The 17,977-nt window shown below is 61.8% G+C and carries 18 protein-coding genes; 6 read left to right on the top strand and 12 right to left on the bottom strand.

The genetic code is table 11. The features are described 5' to 3' along the window. The 3 genes from AC3FLX_RS31230 to AC3FLX_RS31220 form a co-directional block, all read right to left on the bottom strand. Positions 1-1,499, bottom strand: a 1,499-nt coding sequence (locus AC3FLX_RS31230; protein WP_488701189.1) for an autotransporter family protein, incomplete at its 3' end; no start/stop codon positions are given. Between the two features lie 888 nt (positions 1,500-2,387). Beyond that, positions 2,388-2,519, bottom strand: coding sequence for a hypothetical protein (locus AC3FLX_RS31225; protein WP_488701188.1), 132 nt, complete (start codon positions 2,517-2,519; stop codon positions 2,388-2,390). Positions 2,520-3,097: 578 nt separating this feature from the next. Further along, positions 3,098-3,955: a helix-turn-helix domain-containing protein gene (locus tag AC3FLX_RS31220; RefSeq protein WP_488701187.1), complete on the bottom strand. Its 858-nt coding sequence runs from the start codon at positions 3,953-3,955 to the stop codon at positions 3,098-3,100. Positions 3,956-4,069: 114 nt separating this feature from the next. Between AC3FLX_RS31220 and pdxR the strand changes: the two genes are divergently transcribed. Next, complete coding sequence (gene pdxR, locus AC3FLX_RS31215) at positions 4,070-5,479, top strand: MocR-like pyridoxine biosynthesis transcription factor PdxR (RefSeq protein ID WP_488701192.1); 1,410 nt, start codon at positions 4,070-4,072, stop codon at positions 5,477-5,479. Positions 5,480-5,507: 28 nt separating this feature from the next. Here pdxR and AC3FLX_RS31210 read toward each other — a convergent pair whose 3' ends face one another. From AC3FLX_RS31210 to AC3FLX_RS31175, 8 genes are all read right to left on the bottom strand, one after another. Beyond that, entirely contained in the window at positions 5,508-6,020 is a 513-nt protein-coding gene (locus AC3FLX_RS31210) for a YkgB family protein (protein WP_488701186.1), read from the bottom strand. A 238-nt stretch (positions 6,021-6,258) separates the two neighbouring features. Then, positions 6,259-7,209 carry an AraC family transcriptional regulator gene (locus AC3FLX_RS31205; RefSeq protein WP_488701185.1) on the bottom strand — a complete coding sequence of 317 codons (951 nt, stop codon included), beginning with the start codon at positions 7,207-7,209 and terminating at the stop codon, positions 6,259-6,261. 79 nt (positions 7,210-7,288) lie between these two features. After that, positions 7,289-7,738: a GNAT family N-acetyltransferase gene (locus AC3FLX_RS31200; RefSeq protein ID WP_488701184.1), complete on the bottom strand. Its 450-nt coding sequence runs from the start codon at positions 7,736-7,738 to the stop codon at positions 7,289-7,291. 58 nt (positions 7,739-7,796) lie between these two features. Beyond that, the gene (locus AC3FLX_RS31195; protein ID WP_488701183.1) at positions 7,797-8,492 is read right to left on the bottom strand and encodes a glutathione S-transferase N-terminal domain-containing protein; all 696 of its coding nucleotides are present in this window, start codon (positions 8,490-8,492) and stop codon (positions 7,797-7,799) included. A gap of 146 nt (positions 8,493-8,638) precedes the next feature. Continuing rightward, complete coding sequence (locus AC3FLX_RS31190; protein WP_488701182.1) at positions 8,639-9,184, bottom strand: carboxymuconolactone decarboxylase family protein; 546 nt, start codon at positions 9,182-9,184, stop codon at positions 8,639-8,641. A gap of 183 nt (positions 9,185-9,367) precedes the next feature. Continuing rightward, on the bottom strand, positions 9,368-10,003 hold the full coding sequence (locus tag AC3FLX_RS31185) for a nitroreductase family protein (RefSeq protein WP_488701181.1): 636 nt from the start codon (positions 10,001-10,003) through the stop codon (positions 9,368-9,370). Positions 10,004-10,252: 249 nt separating this feature from the next. Then, on the bottom strand, positions 10,253-11,179 hold the full coding sequence (locus AC3FLX_RS31180; protein WP_488701180.1) for a LysR family transcriptional regulator: 927 nt from the start codon (positions 11,177-11,179) through the stop codon (positions 10,253-10,255). 322 nt (positions 11,180-11,501) lie between these two features. Next, the gene (locus AC3FLX_RS31175) at positions 11,502-12,137 is read right to left on the bottom strand and encodes a nitroreductase family protein (protein ID WP_488701191.1); all 636 of its coding nucleotides are present in this window, start codon (positions 12,135-12,137) and stop codon (positions 11,502-11,504) included. Between the two features lie 232 nt (positions 12,138-12,369). On the opposite strand from AC3FLX_RS31175, the gene AC3FLX_RS31170 reads away from it, so the two are divergent. Then, positions 12,370-12,846: a RidA family protein gene (locus AC3FLX_RS31170; RefSeq protein WP_488701179.1), complete on the top strand. Its 477-nt coding sequence runs from the start codon at positions 12,370-12,372 to the stop codon at positions 12,844-12,846. Here the strand turns inward: AC3FLX_RS31170 and AC3FLX_RS31165 are convergent. Then, a complete protein-coding gene (locus tag AC3FLX_RS31165; RefSeq protein WP_488701178.1) occupies positions 12,827-13,720 on the bottom strand; it encodes a LysR family transcriptional regulator in 894 nt (297 codons plus the stop codon). The two genes, AC3FLX_RS31170 and AC3FLX_RS31165, sit on opposite strands and share 20 nt — an antisense overlap. A 127-nt stretch (positions 13,721-13,847) precedes the next feature. Between AC3FLX_RS31165 and AC3FLX_RS31160 the strand changes: the two genes are divergently transcribed. The 4 genes from AC3FLX_RS31160 (at position 13,848) to AC3FLX_RS31145 (ending at position 17,977) form a co-directional block, all read left to right on the top strand. Next, complete coding sequence (locus AC3FLX_RS31160; protein ID WP_488701177.1) at positions 13,848-14,834, top strand: zinc-dependent alcohol dehydrogenase family protein; 987 nt, start codon at positions 13,848-13,850, stop codon at positions 14,832-14,834. 175 nt (positions 14,835-15,009) lie between these two features. Next, on the top strand, positions 15,010-15,924 hold the full coding sequence (locus AC3FLX_RS31155) for a pyridoxal-phosphate dependent enzyme (protein ID WP_488701176.1): 915 nt from the start codon (positions 15,010-15,012) through the stop codon (positions 15,922-15,924). A 170-nt stretch (positions 15,925-16,094) separates the two neighbouring features. Continuing rightward, positions 16,095-16,883, top strand: coding sequence for a flagellar filament capping protein FliD (gene fliD / locus AC3FLX_RS31150; RefSeq protein WP_488701175.1), 789 nt, complete (start codon positions 16,095-16,097; stop codon positions 16,881-16,883). 146 nt (positions 16,884-17,029) lie between these two features. After that, entirely contained in the window at positions 17,030-17,977 is a 948-nt protein-coding gene (locus AC3FLX_RS31145) for a LysR family transcriptional regulator (RefSeq protein ID WP_488701174.1), read from the top strand.

Genomic DNA, 17,977 nt, shown 5'->3' with positions numbered 1-17,977 from the left:
ACATTGGCGCCGTACTGGTCGGTGAACGCGTCGAAACGCACCTGCGACCACGCGAGCTGCGCCTGCGGCGTGACAGACCAGTTGCCGCCCAGCGCGAGCTGGTGGCCGGCTTCCACGCTGGTGGCCACACCGCTGCCGCGATTGCCATTGGCGAGCTTGGTTGCCAGCGTCGACGAGCGGATGTCGGTGTCGTACCACGTCACCGTGGCGCGGGCATCGACATACGAACCATTGTTGCCGTACCACGTTGCCGTACCGCCGAAGCCATAACCGGTGGCATCGATCGCGCCGTTGCCGAACATCGACGACACGTTGGAGTTGGCGATGCCGTAGTGGAACGTCGGACCCACCACCAGCGTGCCGGACTGGTTCTCGATGACCGGTGCATCCACGCCGCCTTCGAACTTCCACATGCGCACGTTGTAGCTGGCGCCGGTCGTGCTGGTCGACGGATCGATATGGGTGTTCGAACCTTCCACGCGCGCCCAGGCACCGCGGCCGATGATCGGCTTGCCGGCATCCTGCTCGGCCTGCACCGAAGCGTTAGGCGACCACGAGCGATTGCCGACGCGCTGCTGCAGCGTGCCGAGTTCGTTGAAGCGCTGCAGGACGCTGGAATAGGCTTCATACAGCGGCACGGTCGGCGCCAGCAGTGGGGCGGCGGATGCGGCCGAGCTGCCGCCAACCGTCGGATCGGCCAGCGTCGAGCGCAGATACCAGTCGCCATCGGCTGGCGTCGACACGCCGTTCTTGTACAACCGGTACGCGTACGCGCCGCCAACCGCGGCCTGCTGGCCCTGGAACGTGTAGTCGCCCGCCAGCGTGAAGGTGCCATTCGATGCGCCTTGCACGTCGATGACCTTGATGCCTTCGACGGTCGGGGCGCCAGAGCCACCGACGTTGACCGCGCGGAGCTGGCTGGTGCCCGACGTGTCGCCCGTTACCACCAGGCGTCCCGTTGCCGAGTTATCACCGCCGAATACGGTATTCACGCGCACGGTGCCGCCATTGCCGATGTAGTTGCCGGCGATGGTCAGCACGCCCGAGCCGCCACCCGGCGTGACCGTGCCGGTGTTGGTGACATCGCCGAAGATCGTGCCCGCGCCGGACAGCGTACCCGCTGCGTTGACCGTCACCGGACTGGTGATCGAACCATCGATGGCCAGCGTACCGAGGTTGATGGTGGTCGGGCCGGTGTAGGTCTGCGCCGCCGTCAGCACCGTGGTACCGGTGCCGTTCTGCGCCAGACCGCCCGCGCCGGAAACGACACCGCCGTACGTATAGCTATCCGACCGGTTGAACGCCAGGGTGGCGCCACTGTTGACCACGACATTGCTGGCGAGGCTGCCGCTGGTGCCACCGTTACCGATCTGCAGCGTGCCTTGGTCGACCGTCCACGGCGTCGTGACCGTGCCGGTACCGATCAGCGCCCACGTACTGCTTCTTGGTGAAAGTATCGAAATAGCGGTACTGCGCAGAGTCGCCAATGGTGGAGACATCGAATACGGCGTTGGTGCCGCCGCCAAGGCGGAAGGCGTCATTGGTGCCGAGTGCGCTTGCGACGACGTTGCCGACGATGTTGGAACCGGCCCGCAACTCAAGCGTGGCACGGGCATTCGCCGCCGTACCGAACACGATCGCAGCGGCAGCGCCGTCGCCGGCCAGCACCGTGCCGGAATTGACCAGCGTGATCGCGGTGGTAATCCCCGTGGATACCGCGGCGGCGCCTCGACCGCCCGCAATTCCCCCGGAGTTGTCAACGGAAAACGTGCCGGAGCCGAACCGGACGGCGAGACCGCCTCCGTTTCCACCGCTCAGGTCGTCACCGCCGCGAATCGTGCCCTGGTTGACGAGGCTGCCTACGCTCAGCGCCGACGAGAACGAAACTCCGACGCCTGCAACGCCCCCAACGCCGTCCCCCCGGCGATCGTACCCGACGCGGCGTTGACGACGCTGCCACCGCTGGAAACGGTCACCCCACTTCCGCCAGTACCGGCCGTGGCCCCACCACCCTTGATGGAGCCGTTATTGGTAAGCGTGACTGTACCGCCCAGGACAAAACCCGCGCTGCCCGTGCCGCCGTTGTTTGTATTGGTCCCGCCAGTGACCGAACCGTTGAGGATGGGCTGTCCTCCACTTACGGCAAGACCATTCCCCGGCGCGGCTCCGGTCACACCTGCATACGTGCCATCGAACGTCCGGTCACCGGTGAACCCGCCGGCCCCGGCGGCTCGGGTCAGCGTAAAGCCTTGCGTATCGATGATGATTCGCTTGGCGGGCGACGGAAATACACCGGATGCCGCAATCGTAAAGCTCGTGGCCAGACGGATCGTCGCGCTGGTGTCGCCGTCCGTTGCGGCAGCCGTCAGTGCGGCGCGCAGTTCGGCCTAGTTGCTGACCAGATATTCGCCAGCCGATGCACCCATCGCAAACAACAACGCGACGGCCAGCGTGATGGCAGACGCTTGCGGCGCGCACACCCCGGCCTGCCGGATTCCACGACAAAGTTTGGACTGCATGAACTACCCCTTATTTGTATTTGTATTTGTATTGTTTTCATTACAATTTCGTAGCGGGGGCGATGGTAGATCACACGAAGTTGTTATGTAAGCGCTACACGAATACTTCGTGGCGGCGTCGATACGACACCGCTTCCCCCATTGCAAGGAGGGATAAAAACGTATTAGAGGAGACGCTCTAAAAGGAACATGCGTGCCGACGGTGGCGGCGGGTCACGCGCGATCATCGGTCGCTAGTCAGGGCGGAATGACGGACGGATAAGGGTCGTCGACGATCGCGGTGCGCGCTCTACAGGGTTGCCGTGTCTTCATCGAGCATGTTGTTCACGAGCCTGCTGCGATATGAGGCTCAGCGCTTCAGCGCGGGTGGTTCTTCACATACCATCGGCTGACAGCACACGATGCACACGAAGATCCCCAGCCATGACTTCTCCATTCAACCTTCCGTGCCAAGCCGACACAGCGCTTGTCGGAATCGCCCGCGGCCGGATCTTTGCCGGTGAACACGATCGACGCATGCCGCAGGTATATGCGAAGCCAGGGAATGCGTGGAAGTGCGTCGGCATGAACGACATCCGTCACGAGCGCTCCAACCGGATCCGCCCTGGTGTGTTCCCGGAAATGCGACGAAAGCACGTAGTCATATGCGAGCGATCCGCGAAGCCGCAGTCGTGCGCAATCTGTGCCAGCGGTGTGCTGGTTTCCAATAGCAGCCGCGTTGCGCGGGCCACCCTTCGCCGCATGATAAATCGCAGCGGCGCTTCACCGGTTGAAGTGCGAAAGGCGCGCATGAAATGCGCGAGACTGACTTCGGCCATTGCCGCCAACTCCGTGAGGGCGATGTCGTCACCAAGATGATCTTCGATGTAGTCGAGGACACGGCGCAAACGAAACGGTGCGAGTCCCCCCTTGCAGGCCAGGCGCGGCGCGGTGGTCTCGAGCCTGGCCAGCTCAACGGCGAGCATGCCAACCAGGCTCTCGCAGTAAAGCCGCTGACCGATGCGTGGCGTGACGCTTGCCAGCGCAAGCCGATCTGCCATAGCCCAAATCGGTTTGTTCTCGAACATGAGGCGCGAGTGGAATTTGGCGGCGCCGCTGGCGGTCCCGCAGGCCTCACCCAGCAGCGTATCGTCGAAGTGGATCGCCACGCAGCGGAAGCCGCGAATGAAGCGGGTATAGCCGTAAGCTTCGCCGCCTTGCTCGATCAGACTCAGGTGATCACTGCCGCGATAGCCATCGATAAGCTGCTTGGATGGCTTGTAGCGTGCCTCGATACGGCCGCCGGTTTCTCGCAAGGCCGCCCGCAAGCTGACGCGCTGCGATCCGATCGGACGAGCCACGTCTTGCAATTCGCCGTATTCGAAGACTTCCACTTCCGTGTTTGCCCAGACACCGCCGGTTCGACTCTGATGCACGTTTGTGACGATACGTACCACGTTCAGTCTCCTACCCGATCGTGGTCCGGTCGCTCCGCTTGGCGGGCGCAGCATGAACCTTCGATGGCACAAATATTTGAACCACGTTTTGCAACTAGTGTGTGTACTAAGAATATGGACGCGGGGCTGCAGATCCAGCTCGACCGGAAGGCAAAGCTTCCCTTGTCGGAACAGATTCGTCTGAGCATTACCAGGGCAATCGACTCTGGCGTGCTTGCCCCCGGCACTCGATTGCCCTCGTGGCAAGATCTGGCTGCGCAGCTCGGCGTGGCGCGCGGCACCGTTCAGGCGGCATATGAGCGCTTGTCCGACGCGCGGGTAATCGAGGCCTTTGGGGCAAAGGGCACCCGTGTGGCGCCTCGGCGCAGCGCGCCATCAGTGCAGCCAGGCACGCCAACGCACGGGCATTTCTTTCGAAGCTATCTCGAAATGAATGCGGGGCCGGCAATCTTCCAGCTTGGGATTCCGGCGTTGAACGCGCTCCCGGACACGCTCTTCGCACGCATGCGTTCTTCGAACGTCCTAAAAACAGGGGCTTTCTCGTCATTGGTCTATCCCGATCCTCGCGGAGAGTTCGAACTGCGCCGGGAGATCGCCGCCTATCTCGCAATCTCCAGGAACCTCCACTGCGTCCCGGAGCAGGTGTTTGTCACTTCGGGCTACAGCTCTGGCCTCGGCCTTGCGCTGCGCGTGCTGGGCCTGGAAGGTAAAAAGGTTTGGATGGAAGAGCCCGGCTTCATGGTTACCCGAAAAGCGTTGGAGCTCGCTCGCTTAGAAAGCGTGCTGGTACCAGTCGACGCCGAAGGCCTGAATGTCGGCTACGGCATCGAGAAGGCCGCGGACGCCGCACTCGCGATCGTGACGCCCGGCCAACAAGCACCCTTGGGCACAACCCTGTCTTTGAGGCGACGGCTTCAGCTGCTCGAATGGGCAGTCTTCCGCGACGCATGGGTCATCGAAGATGACTACCTCAGCGAGCTACAACTGGACGGCCGAGCCGCCCCCGCCCTGGCGTCTCTTGGCGCGGGCCATCGGGTGATCCATATAGGAACGTTCAGCAAGACCATAAGCCCGGGGTTGCGGCTCGGATTTGCTGTAGCACCGGCTGAACTCGCCAACGCGTTCTCAGAAGTGGCCGCAACACTTGCCCCTGCGCCTTCACCAATTGTTCAGCTCGCCACGGCTCAGTTCATGCGCGATGGCCACTACGTCCGGCGCGTCCGTCGGCTCAAGCGTCTATATGCTGCGCAGCGCGACGCGCTCTGCGAGCAGCTGCAAACACGCAACGCGGAATGGACAAAGGCCGGCCTGGCGATACTGCTCAAGCTTCCTGATGGCTCACCGGACATCGATATCGCTGCGGAAGCCAAGAACTCTGGCATGGCACCATCGCCTCTGTCTGCATGGTTTGCGACACCGTCCTTCGCCCTACGCGGTCTGCTGCTCGGCGTTGCGACGGCAACGGAACCGCACGTTGCAGCATCGTGCAACCGTCTGTTCGAGATCATCGACCGATACCGCTAGCGCGGTACGTTGCACCCCGCTGCCGTCGTCAAACGCCAGACTTCCGGGTGTCCGACCACGAGCCTTGGACAGACGCCAAAAAGAGAGAGATCGATACGGCCAACAGAACCAGATCCTTAAGAAGGAACTGGCCAGGCATCGCCGAGATCGCCGGAAATCCACCCGCCGTCGCTTCCGCTACGCCAGGGGTGCTTAAGAAAAAGGTAAGCGTGATCAGATAGGTCGCAGCCGACATCGCTGCCCCGAGCGCGGAGAAGATACGCTGGAACGCTCCGAGAATCAGTGCCGCCGCGGTCGACAGCTCGAGTACGCCAATTGCGTAACTCGCTCCTTGCACCCCAAACAGGGTATGGAGCCAACTCATGATGGGGCTATTCGCGATGAACGGAGCGATCCCGTTGGCTTCGTATGCGGTGAATTTCATTCCGCCAAACCAAAGAAAGATCACGACCAGCGCCCATCTTAGCGGGGCCAGTACAGAGAACGATGCAACGCCTTTTTCGGCGACTTTCAGGCGAAACTCATTTGCATGGGTGGTCATTTTTCGTTTCCCGTTCAAGTTGTGCGGGTGGCTAGGAGCTTCCACTTTAGCGTTACGCCATAGCAGTTTCGAGACTCCATTTGCTCAATAAGATGCTAGAAAAGATCAAATGGGGGCGGTCTTTTCCATGTCGGGACACGGGGCGGCTACGCTGCGCTGGGTCGAGATCGCGGATGGGTTACTCGGGCGCCGGCGAGCGTAGTGCCCGATCGAGGGGACGCCTAAAAAGCGACGCGCATTAGTCGCCGTCGCGCGCCAGACGACGCCACTCCCCCGGTGTCATCTTCATCTTGTCGGTGAATACACGGCGGAATGCGGCAACGGATCGATAGCCTACCGAGTCGGCCACTGCCTCGGTCGTCATCGTCGGCTTCTTCAGCTCGTTGGCGGCTATGCTTATGCGGATGTCGGTCAGCAGTTCATTGGCTGAGCGCCCGAGACTGGACTGAAAGTGCCGCATGAAGGTGGCGCGGGACATGCTGCATAAGTCGGCCAGATCGGCCAGATTCCAGGTCCGCGCCGGATCGGCAAACATGGCCGAAATCGCAGGGGCCAGTCGTGGGTGGCCCGCAAGCGCCAACAGCCCCGCCGGGGACTTCTCCGATTCACTCGCCGCGCGTAGTACCAGCGTGAACAGCGCGAAGCTCAGGGCGTTAAGCATGGCGTTGCCTCCCGGCTTGTCGCCGGTTGACTCCATGCGCATCAGCCCCACCAGACTGGCGAGGTCTTTCGAGGCGGACATGATGCCGTCTTCCCCGTCCGTGGACCGCACCACGAGCGTTGCGGGCAAGTAATCGCGGATGATCCGATCATGGGGCGACCCGATACAAAACCGCCCGCACAGCATGTCCAGGCGTTCTCCCTTTCCATCGTTCTCGCTCAGCATCCATCCCGCGGAGCCCCGGCGATTTTGAGTAAGACCGGGTACATGTCCGCTGCCATCGTGCAACACGTGCGCCGACCCATGAGGCAACAGTACGATATCGCCGCTCACGAGTTCCCTGAGCGAACCTGTCTGTGGATCCTCAAGAATAGCCCTGCCTTTGAGGACCACGTGGTAAGGGATTTCGTGCGGTGCGGACTGATCCCATGCCACACGCCACGGCGCTCCATAAACGCAGCGCACCTCCAGCTGGCCTGTGATGTTGATCATGTGCAGGAGTTGGCTCAACCAGTCGACTTGGGACATAGGACCTCGAAAACATCAAACGCTCGCGCAACTGACTTCGGTTGCTCACCATTTGCACTGCAACATGTGGCCCCGTGGGTCAGGCCAATAGTTTGCGATATTGGATGAAACCTGAGCGATCCGCGATGCGGTCGTAGAGCTGCATGCCGTCATGATTGGATTCGTGTGTCAGCCAGTGCACACGGGACACTTGCCGACGGCGCGCTTCCGCATAGACATGCTCGATCAGCGAGCGCCCGATGCCGCCGCCACGCGCATGGTCGGCAACGAACAGATCCTGAAGATAGCAGTAGTCGCCGGCTGCCCAGGTAGATCGATGGTAGATCGAATGCACCAACCCCAGCGCCTGTTCTCCCGACATGGCAAGCGCCGCATACATCGGTTCGCCTGGGTCCAGGAAGCGTCTCCAGGTTGTGAGCGTCACGGACTCGGGGATCTCTACCTCATAGAATCGCTGATAGCTTTTCCAAAGCGGCAGCCAGAGATCGAAATCCTGGTTATCGATGGCCCTGATCTGGACTGATTGCACAGGACTCTTCCCTGAGATTAATGAATTGCATTCCGGCACTGTCACCAAGTCGCCAAGACTAGGCCGCCGTCACTTCAAGTCCGCGTTGCACCGCTGGACGAGCGAGGCCGCGATCGAGCCACCTTTTCACCCGGAGAAATCGCTCGAAGCCGACGATCTCGCCCGCCTCGTAAAAGCCGACGAGGTTGCGCACCCAACCCAGCAGTGAAATATCGGCGATGCTATATTCGGCGCCCATCACCCAGTCTCGACCCGCAAGCCGGTTGTCTAGAACGCCGAGCAGCCGCGCCGATTCGCTTGCGTACCGATCGCGCGGGCGCTTATCTTCGTAGTCTTTGCCGGCGAATTTGTTGAAGAATCCAACCTGGCCGAACATCGGCCCGACACCGCCCATCTGCCACATCACCCATTGGATCGTTTCATAGCGAGTACCAGGATCGGTGGAGAGAAGCTGCCCCGTCTTGTCGGCCAGATAGATCAGGATCGCTCCAGACTCGAACAACGCCAACGGTTGCCCACTCGGCCCATTCGGATCGTAGATCGCAGGAATCTTTCCATTGGGATTGAGCGCGACGAAGGCCGGATTATGATGCTCATTGACCGTGATATCGATGCGATGCGGCTCATAAGCGAGACCCGTTTCTTCCAGCATGATGCCCACCTTTACCCCGTTGGGTGTAGGTAGGGAAAATAGCTGCAATCGATCGGGGTACCGCGCAGGCCAGCGCGCAAAAATTGGATGATTGAGGGTCACTGTCTTCCGCAAAGTCTTGTCAGCTTGCACAAGGAGACGGGACGCACCCACGAACACTTTTCAGGGTGCGTCCCGACCTTGGACTTACGTTCGCATCAGCCCACACTTCCGAGAACCACATGCGTAGGTGATGCGTTCGGGCTAAGTCAGATGGAGCCGGCCGGCGCAACGGCAGGAAAATCCTTCTCGGGATCGAACACGTTGTTGAAGTAGTTCGTCAGCGAGTACATCGCCACCAGCGCGACGATCTCCATGACGTTCGCGTCCGTGTAGCCAGCATCGCGCACCGCTTTCAGATCGGCGTCACTGACCTGGCCGCGGGCCACGATGACCTTGCGTGCAAACTGGATCGCTGCGTCGCGCTTCGGGTCGCTGGCATGACCCTTCCGAGCGAGGATGATCTCGTCGGCCGGCAACTTGGCCATGTGCTCAGCCGTGAAGCTGTGCACGGTCAGGCAATAGTTGCAGCCATTCACTTCGGAAACGGCGAGGCCGATGCCGTCTCGCGTCTTCACGTCGAGCGCCTTGCTCAAGCCGCCGAGCAGCGTGGCCCATGCATTGAATGCAATCGGGCTCTGCGCGAAGCTCGCCATCATGTTCGGGGTGAATCCGATGTTCTTGGTGAACGCATCAAGCGTCGGTTTCGAATCGGCCGGTACCTGTTCCGGCGTGAGCGCTACAGTTCTTGCCATCTTGAATCTCCGTGAGTGGCGGGCTTGCAAATTGGGGGCAGTCCATTGGGGACCGCCCCGGTCACTTCGTGCCGATGTCTTGGGCCGAAGCGAGTGACATGTCTTCAGGAAGGAAGTACCTTGCGGTCGCCGCGACCTGAAGATGGTTGAGTCGTTCGCGCGGACAATGCCGCTGCGCCGCCCCTATACCAAATCCAACACATCGTTCAGTGGGCGCCGCGGCTTCTGCGCCCAGTTTCCGGAACGCTCCGTACCCACGGACAACAGCATGACCGGCACTTCGTTTGCTGCCAGTCCAAACTGTTCGTGCACGGCTTCGGCATCGAAACCGATCATCGGCGTCGAACCGAGTCCCAGCGAGCGCGCCGCATAGATCATCGCGGCCGCTCCGAAAGTGCCGGTACGTACCGCCTCATCGCGCTGGCGCTGTGGGTACGCCATATACAGATCACGGGCGGGGCTTTCCCATTCCGGCACCATTGCCGCTGGCATGACGCCAGCTTCCACCAGCGGAGCAAGACGTTCTGGAATGACGCTGGAGTCGGCCAGCTGACCGCAGATGATGAAGGTCACCGCGGCATCCGTTACCGCGGGTTGGCTCCAGGCAATGGGGCTTAGCCGGGCCTTGGCTTCAGGTGTGCGAACGGCGATGAAGCGCCAGTTCTGCATGTGGAAGGACGTTGGCGCGGAGGTACCGATTCGCACCAGTTCGCGGATCTGATCGTCGCTCAAGGTTGCGGCCGGGTCGTAATACTTGGCGGCGCTGCGGCTCAAGATGCATTCGATGACGGCGTTGGTCATGGTGTTTCCGTTGGTCATGCTAATTCCTGTGTGGGCTGCTTCAACTGCTTCGGAGCCTCCACTTTAGGCGGACGGAATAGCGATTTCGAGACTACTTTTGTTCAATAAAATGCTCAAAAGGATCAAAGCTACCGAGAGTGGTATTCGGCACATCCAGCACGAAAGGTGACCGCATGGGATGCCATCCCTGGATGGATTGGGCGGCCAACGGAATTCGCCCCATGACCTTCGAGGCCGGCACGCCGCGCATGACTGGCACCGCCGCTATCAGGCCGCGACCTGCCGGGATGCGGCGCCGAAATGGGGATGCCGCGCGAAAACCTCGGCAGCCCAATTTACGAACACCCGCACCTTGGCCGAGAGATGCCGGTTCTGCGGGTACATCGCCGAGATTGGCAATTCGTCGGTCTGCCACTCAGGCATGACTTCCACCAGCCGGCCACTACTGACATAGGGATCGGCCGCCGCTCGGGAGATGCGCGCAATGCCGTGGCCTTCCACGGCACAGCCCAGATATACGTCGGCGTCGTTCGTGGAGATCACGGAGGGGAGCAGCATTTCACTCCGTTCGTCGCCACGCGTGAGCGACCACGGTGTCACTCGACCGGTGCGGTTCGACAGGAAATTCACCGCCCTGTGCTGTGCCAGCTCCGAGAGATCTTGAGGCGTTCCGAAGCGGCGTAAATAGATGGGCGATGCATAGAAGGCCAGCGTCAGCCTGCCAATTCGACGCGCTACCATCGATTCCTCGAGCGCACCTACGCGCACCACCACGTCAACACCTTCCTTTAGCAGGTCAATCGGCTTGCCGTTGCTGGTCAGCTCCAGCTCCAGTTCGGGATAGGCGTTGAAGAAGTTGCGCAGCTGCGGCATCAACACCATCTTCGCGAGCCCGCTTGTGGTGTCCACCGTCAGCGTGCCGCGCGGCGAGTTGTTCTGGCGCATCAACAAGTGCTCCGCTTCGTCAATGTCTCCCAGAATGCGTACGCACCGTTCGTAATAGGCGGCCCCATCGGTCGTCACGCTGATGCGCCGCGTTGTTCTGTGCAGCAGCTTGACGCAGAGATGCGTCTCCAAGTTCTGTATCAAGCGGGTGATGGTCGCCTTTGGCAGATCGAGCGACTCCGCAGCGCGTGCAAAGCTGCCAACATCGACCACGCGCGTGAATGCCTGCATCGAGACAAGACGATCCATGACTACAGCTCTCGAAAGAAGAATGACTTGGAGACTGTTTCAGAGAAGACTGCAACCTGTGGCTGCAGGCAGCTCGGCAGAAGAGCGATGCCAGGCTTAACCAGTGCGATGGGACGATGAGCGCGATCGGTGAAGCCAATGCCGAACCAAGGCGGACAAGTCGGCCCTCGCATGATTCCCCGTCAGAATTTTTGTGTGCCTGAAATTGCCCGGACGCATCTCCAACACACAGTGCCCTGGGATGCCTCCGAGCCTCGGCGTTACGTTCGCGTCAGTCGACACTCCAGCGAACTCCGCGCGAATACATTGATTCGACTAACGGTTAAACGAGATCCAGCACATCGGCCACGGGAAGACGCGGCTTCTGCGCCCAGTTTCCGGGACGCTCCGCACCCACGGACAACAGCATGACCGGCACTTCGTTTGCCGCCAGTCCAAACTGTTCGTGCACGGCTTCGGCATCGAAACCGATCATCGGCGTCGAACCGAGTCCCAGCGAGCGCGCCGCATAGATCATCGCGGCCGCTCCGAAAGTGCCGGTACGTACCGCCTCATCGCGCTGGCGCTGTGGGTACGCCATATACAGATCACGAGCGGGGTTTTCCCATTCCGGCACCATAGCCGCCGGCATGACACCAGCTTCCACCAGCGGAGCGAGGCGTTCTGGAATGACGCTGGAGTCGGCCAACTGACCGCAGATGATGAAGGTGACCGCGGCATCCGTTACCGCGGGTTGGCTCCAGGCAATGGGGCTTAGCCGGGCCTTGGCTTCAGGTGTGCGAACGGCGATGAAGCGCCAGTTCTGCATGTGGAAGGACGTTGGCGCGGAGGTACCGATTCGCACCAGTTCGCGGATCTGATCGTCGCTCAATTTCGCGGCCGGGTCGTAATACTTGGCGGCGCTGCGGCTCAAGATACATTCGATGACGGCGTTGGTCATGGTGGTTCCGTTGCTCATGCTGATTCCGGTGGGTGAAGAATGAAGTTGAGGCTTCGTTCGCTTCCTCTTGGTGGCGGCATTGTGTATCGACGACAACACGATTAGAAGAACCAAGACTTTTGCTTTTCGTGTGTACCAAGAATGGAATCGCGCCGCGCGGGGAGTTGTGTCGCGCGCTAAGCATCGTCTCGGACAAACCCCGAGCATTCGATTACTCTCTACCCTTTCGACAGCGTCGGTAAAGGTGCCTATGACGAGAGACGACAAGTTTCGGCAGATCGCGGCGGAGTTCGGATTCGATCCGGACGAGGAAATCAAGATCGGTGGAAAGTACACACCTGTTTTGATTGATGGGAACGTCGCCTACATTGCCGGCCAAATTCCGCGAGTGGGAGAAACGGTGCGCTTCGTTGGCGTAGTGGGCGAATCGATTTCGCTCGAAGAGGGGCGTCGTGCCGCTGGGACTTCCACGCTGCGCGCCCTGTCGCTAATCAAAAAGCGCTGCGGGACGCTCGATGCCATTCAGGCGGTGCCGCGCATCACTGTGTATGTGCGAAGCGCGCCCGACTTCACGATGCAAAGCGAAGTCGCCGACGGCGCATCTGACGTCTTGTATTCGGTGCTTGGCGACGTCGGCATACACACTCGCTCGTCCGTTGGTGTACTGCAATTGCCAAAAGGTGCGTCGATAGAAGTGGATTTCATCTTCACGGTGCGGCCCGCGTAGTGGTGCCGATATCCTCCAGCCGCGCCACCGTCAGATCCACTAGCGCCCGCAAGCGTGCCAGCCGGCGCATGTCGCGGTGAATGCCAAACCAGACGTCGCGTCCCGGCGGCGCTTCGCCCAAGTCGATGCGCCGCAGGTCGGGCGTCGCATCGCCCAGTGCGCACGGTAGTACTGCGAAGCCGCCACCCTCGGCGCACATGCGAGCCTGCACGCCACGGTTGTTGCTGCGATAGGCGATACGTGCCCTGGGCAGCATTCTTCCGGCCCATGTCACGTCGGGTAGCGTGCCAAAAGCGGTATCCATGCTGATGAGCGCGGCCCCCTGGCCGTCGCCGGCACGCGGTGCCACCAGATCGCGGTGCCCGTACAGCGCGTACTGCATGTGCATCAGCTTTCGCTGGATGACGTCCGGCTCCTCGAACGGCGTGATGCGAAACGCCAGGTCGGCCTCGCGGCGCGCAAGGCTGTACTGGCGTGAGTCCGTCACCAGTTCCAACGACACGTCCGGATGCAGCCTGAGGAAAGCGGCAAAGACCGGGGTCAACACATGCATGCCGAACCAGTCGGATGACGTGACGCGCAGCGGGCCTGTCAGCGTATTGCCCTGTCCCGCCAGCGCTCGGGAGAGTCCGAGCGCTTCCTCCTCCATACGCTCGGCATAGACCAGGACGGCGCTCCCCTCGTCGGTCAGTACCAGGCCGTCGCTGGTTCGGTGGAACAAGGCTTGCCCAACGGCCTCCTCCAGCGCTCTGAGGCGCCGGCCCATCGTCGGTTGTGTCTGGCCGATCACTCGCGCCGCGCCGCCGAGCGTCCCCGCCCGCGCTATCGCGAGAAAGATCCGGACATCGCTCCATTCAAGCCTGTGGTCATGCATTTTTGACTATCCGCCATTCAAGATTGTTAATTTCCATGCGATTCCGCATGAGCCATGATGATTCCAATGACACGCGGAAAGCAAGATGTCCTGCGTGATGGCCAAACGGAAAAATCTGGAGATGACAATGTCCATGCACGCCCTGGTGCTGAACCACTACAACGGCCCCCTCGAATCCACCACGCTGGCCAAGCCTGACCCCGGCCCTGGACAGGTGCTGGTACGCATCGCAGCCAGCGGCCTCAATCCGCTCGACACCAAGATTCGGGCGGGCGCCGCCGCGCATGCGCGGCATTCGCTGCCGCTCGTCCTTGGCATTGACATGGCTGGCACAGTGGAAGCGGTTGGTGCGGGCGTTACCGCTTTTCGCCCCGGCGACGAAGTCTACGGAATGACCGGCGGCGTGGCTGGCCTGCAAGGTTCGCTCGCGCAGTACGCCGCCGTCGACGCCGATCTGTTGGCGCGCAAGCCGTCGAATCTGTCCATGCGCGACGCTGCGGCGCTGCCGCTGGCTTTCATCACGGCCTATGCCGGTATCGTCGATCGGGCGCACCTGCGGGCCGGCCAGACCGTGCTCGTCCAGGGCGGTGCCGGTGGCGTCGGCCATATCGCGGTGCAACTGGCGAGCGCGCTGGGCGCCAAGGTATTCGCCACGGCCAGCGAGAAGAATCTAGACCTGGTGCGCGAACTCGGCGCAACGCCCATTGATTACCGCGCGCAGTCCGTCGAAGACTACGTCGCCGCGCACACACAGGGCGACGGCTTCGATCTGGTCGTCGACACGGTTGGCGGACCGACGCTGGATACCTCGTTTGCCGCGGTGAAGCACTCCGGCCACGTAGTCAGCGCACTCGGTTGGGGCACACACGCGCTGGCGCCGCTTTCGTTCCGGGAAGCCACCTACTCCGGCGTGTTCACGCTGTATCCGCTTCTCACCGGCAAGCTGCGCGCCCATCACGGCGAGATGATGCGCGAGGCCACGCGGCTGGTGGAAAGCGGACTGCTACGGCCGGTGGTCGATCCACGCCGCTTTACGATGGTGCAGGCGGAACAGGCATATGAGGTCGTCACTGCGGGCACCGCGCGCGCGAAGTTGGTCGTCGAGATCGAATGATGGCCGGGACGGGGCCACGCTTTCTCGCCAGGGCTGGTCCGTTCGCCCGTCAGCACGATACTCCCCCGGCTGATGCGTACCTGATTGCCACTGGACATGGCGACGAAATTGCCCCATATACGGAGAAACTCCTGAACCCTGATGGCTTGGCCGCACCAACCTGAACAAATCCAAGATGGCACTGCATATCGAAACCCCTTTGCTGGCGTCCCCAACCCTAAGTGCAGCGGCGGGGCGCTCAGTCTGGCTCAAGCTTGAATCGCTGCAACCTTCCGGCTCGTTCAAGCTGCGCGGCATTGGCGCCGCATGCGAAGCGTATGTGCGGCAAGGAAAACGGCGGTTCATCTCGTCGTCAGGCGGCAACGCCGGCATAGCCGTAGCGTACGCCGGCAGCCGACTGTCGATCCCGGTCACGGTGGTCGTACCCGAATCCACCTCAGCACGCGCGATGGCACTGATCCGCCAGCATGGCGGTGAGGTCGTCGTGCATGGCGCGACATGGGACGACGCCAACGCACTCGCCATGTCGATGGTTGGCGACGATGCCGTCCTCCTCCACCCTTTCGACGACCCGTTGCTATGGTCCGGGCATGCCACGCTGGTCGACGAAGTAGCCCGGACCGGCTTCCGACCGGACGCCGTGGTGCTCTCCGTAGGCGGTGGCGGACTATTTTCTGGCGTGGTTGAGGGCCTGCGACGCAATCATTGGGAAGACGTGCCCGTGATCGCCGTGGAGACGATCGGCGCGGACTCGCTTTCGCAGTCGTTGCGGGCCGGTCATCGGGTAACGCTGGAGGCCATCACGAGCGTGGCCAAGTCTCTCGGCGCGAAACAGGTCAGTGCGCAGGCATTCGCGCTTGCCCGCTCGCACCCCACGCGAAGTGTGGTGGTGCCGGACCGCTCCGCCGTGGCCGCGTGTGAGCGTTTTCTGGACGAGCATCGCCTGCTGGTCGAACCCGCGTGCGGGGCAAGCCTCGCACTCGCCTACGAGCATAGCGAAGCGCTGGAAGGCGCTAACAACGTATTGATCGTGGTCTGCGGCGGCGTAACGGCCACCGTGGACGATCTGCGTCAGTGGTCGCGGTCTTGATTCCCGATTGGGTCATGATTTCCGGCCACCTTGGCGGAGGCGGGACGGGCCGTGGTGCCGGGCGACCCTTGCTTTTTCGCCATCGCGCAATTGTCTTTTCATCGTCTATGAATAATTAATCACAGTGCTCACGTCGTTAATCCGTGCATCTCTCTCACGGACGATCAACGATGAGTTCTGTCTCCTCCCTCGGTTCCGCCGCAGGCTTCGACCTGAACCAGATCCTCGCGGCGAAGGAGCGCAGCGTCGCCGCGCGCCTCAATTTCTACGACCAGCAGGCCACGGCCTATAACAGCAGGCTATCGGGCTACGCCAAGGTTCACGCCAGCCTGGACAAATTGACCGACGCGGCCAGTGCCATCACCAAGCTCGGCAACTTCGATCCGGCCAAGAATAGCAACCCATTGCCCGCGGCCTCGGCGGTCAAGCAACTGGTGGATGCGTTCAATGCCGTGCGCGGCGAGATCGGCGCCCAAAGCGCGGTCGGCACGGACAATACGGTGCGCGGCGCGCTTGCCGGTGATGCGTCGCTGCGCGCGATTTCCACCGCGCTGCAAGGCGCGCTCGACAACGGGGACATAGGCAAGCTCGGCCTATCCTTCGACAACCAGGGCAACCTGACGCTGGACAGCGCCAAGCTGGAGAAAGCGCTGAAGGACGATCCCGATGCCGTCAGGAAGCTGCTCCAGGGCGACGACAAGAACGGCGGGCTCGGCAAGGCGATTGCCGACGTGGTGACGGCCGTGACCAAGCCTGATGGTTACCTCGACAAGGCGGCGAGCCAGGTCAAGGGCGACCTGCGCAACCTCGCGGGTCGTCAGGCCGATGAGGCGACGCGGGCGGTGGCGTTGATGGAAACCTACCGCATCCAGTACACGCGGCTCGACATGCTGATCAACAACAGCAATTCGGCCAACGACTTCTTTTCCGGCCAGATGGCAATGCTGCGCGGCCGCTAACGGCGGCAGTGGCATCGGCGCGCGATTGTTGCCGTTCGCTCCACACACTGCGTTCGAGAATCGACTTGTGCGCAGCAGCGCGAGAAAACTAACATCGCGCGTTTCGAGTGTCGCGGGAGTTGCGCCGGATGGATAAGTTCCGAGCCATGTCAGTCTTCAAGAGGATCGTCGAGGCCGGCAGTTTCGGCCGCGCCGCCGATTCCCTGGGCATGGCGCGCGGTTCCGTGACGCGCTTGATCCAGGAACTCGAAGCCACGCTGGACGCGCGGCTGATCCATCGCTCGACCCGCAGCCTGCGCCTGACATCGAAGGGCGCGATCTACTACGGCCACTGCGTCAGCATTCTCGCGGCGGTGGACATGGCGGAAGCGGGTTTTCGCAGCACCACGCGCGGGCCTCAGGGCCGCTTGCGCATTGTCTTGCCGGATTCGCTCGGGCGCCGCGTCATCCTGCCCTCTCTGCCGTCGTTCCACGACCAGCATCCCGATATCGAACTGACGATGCATTTCGGCGAGGACCGTCCCGATATGGTCCAGGACGGCATCGATTGCGCCATTCGCATCGGGGAACTGGAGGATTCGTCGCTCACCGCGCGCCGCATCGGGCGATATCCGTACGTGACGGCCGCGAGCCCAATCTACCTTGCTCGCTTCGGCATTCCATCGCACCCCGATGGCTTGCAGGAGCATCGTGCCGTGCACCACGCGGTTTCGGGATCGCCGCCGGGGCTGACGTTCCTCACCGACGGAAAACCCAGGGTGATACGTGTGCCATCGCGGCTTTCCACGGATGACAGCGAGGCGCACCTGCAAAGCGGACTGCTGGGGCTCGGCATCATCCAGGTGCCATTGCTGCTGGCGATTCCGCATATGGAGCGCGGCGAGCTGAGCGAGATACTGGCCGCGTTCAGGCCGCCCGCCCCTGCGCTGTCGGCAATCTTCTCCCGGCCGAACCTGTCACCAGCGTTGCGCGTGTTTGTCGACTGGGTGGACAGCGTGTGTCGTGCGAATGGCGTGGTGGCCGGTGCGGAAGGCAGGGACAAGACCGATGCCCCTCTTCCCTCTTCCGCGAATGCGGCAGAGAGAAGGCCATAG

The sequence above is a fragment of the Cupriavidus sp. 291-E7 genome (assembly GCF_057798835.1).
This window is presented reverse-complemented; position numbering and strand designations above follow the sequence as displayed.

Bases quoted from the DNA above. Each gene is read 5' to 3' on its own strand.
- AC3FLX_RS31225 (WP_488701188.1), bottom strand. From the start codon at position 2,519: ATGCAGTCCAAACTTTGTCGTGGAATCCGGCAGGCCGGGGTGTGCGCG.
- pdxR (WP_488701192.1), top strand. From the start codon at position 4,070: ATGGACGCGGGGCTGCAGATCCAGCTCGACCGGAAGGCAAAGCTTCCC.
- AC3FLX_RS31210 (WP_488701186.1), bottom strand. From the start codon at position 6,020: ATGACCACCCATGCAAATGAGTTTCGCCTGAAAGTCGCCGAAAAAGGC.
- AC3FLX_RS31205 (WP_488701185.1), bottom strand. From the start codon at position 7,209: ATGTCCCAAGTCGACTGGTTGAGCCAACTCCTGCACATGATCAACATC.
- AC3FLX_RS31190 (WP_488701182.1), bottom strand. From the start codon at position 9,184: ATGGCAAGAACTGTAGCGCTCACGCCGGAACAGGTACCGGCCGATTCG.
- AC3FLX_RS31185 (WP_488701181.1), bottom strand. From the start codon at position 10,003: ATGACCAACGGAAACACCATGACCAACGCCGTCATCGAATGCATCTTG.
- AC3FLX_RS31180 (WP_488701180.1), bottom strand. From the start codon at position 11,179: ATGGATCGTCTTGTCTCGATGCAGGCATTCACGCGCGTGGTCGATGTT.
- AC3FLX_RS31175 (WP_488701191.1), bottom strand. From the start codon at position 12,137: ATGAGCAACGGAACCACCATGACCAACGCCGTCATCGAATGTATCTTG.
- AC3FLX_RS31170 (WP_488701179.1), top strand. From the start codon at position 12,370: ATGACGAGAGACGACAAGTTTCGGCAGATCGCGGCGGAGTTCGGATTC.
- AC3FLX_RS31165 (WP_488701178.1), bottom strand. From the start codon at position 13,720: ATGCATGACCACAGGCTTGAATGGAGCGATGTCCGGATCTTTCTCGCG.
- AC3FLX_RS31160 (WP_488701177.1), top strand. From the start codon at position 13,848: ATGTCCATGCACGCCCTGGTGCTGAACCACTACAACGGCCCCCTCGAA.
- AC3FLX_RS31155 (WP_488701176.1), top strand. From the start codon at position 15,010: ATGGCACTGCATATCGAAACCCCTTTGCTGGCGTCCCCAACCCTAAGT.
- fliD (WP_488701175.1), top strand. From the start codon at position 16,095: ATGAGTTCTGTCTCCTCCCTCGGTTCCGCCGCAGGCTTCGACCTGAAC.
- AC3FLX_RS31145 (WP_488701174.1), top strand. From the start codon at position 17,030: ATGTCAGTCTTCAAGAGGATCGTCGAGGCCGGCAGTTTCGGCCGCGCC.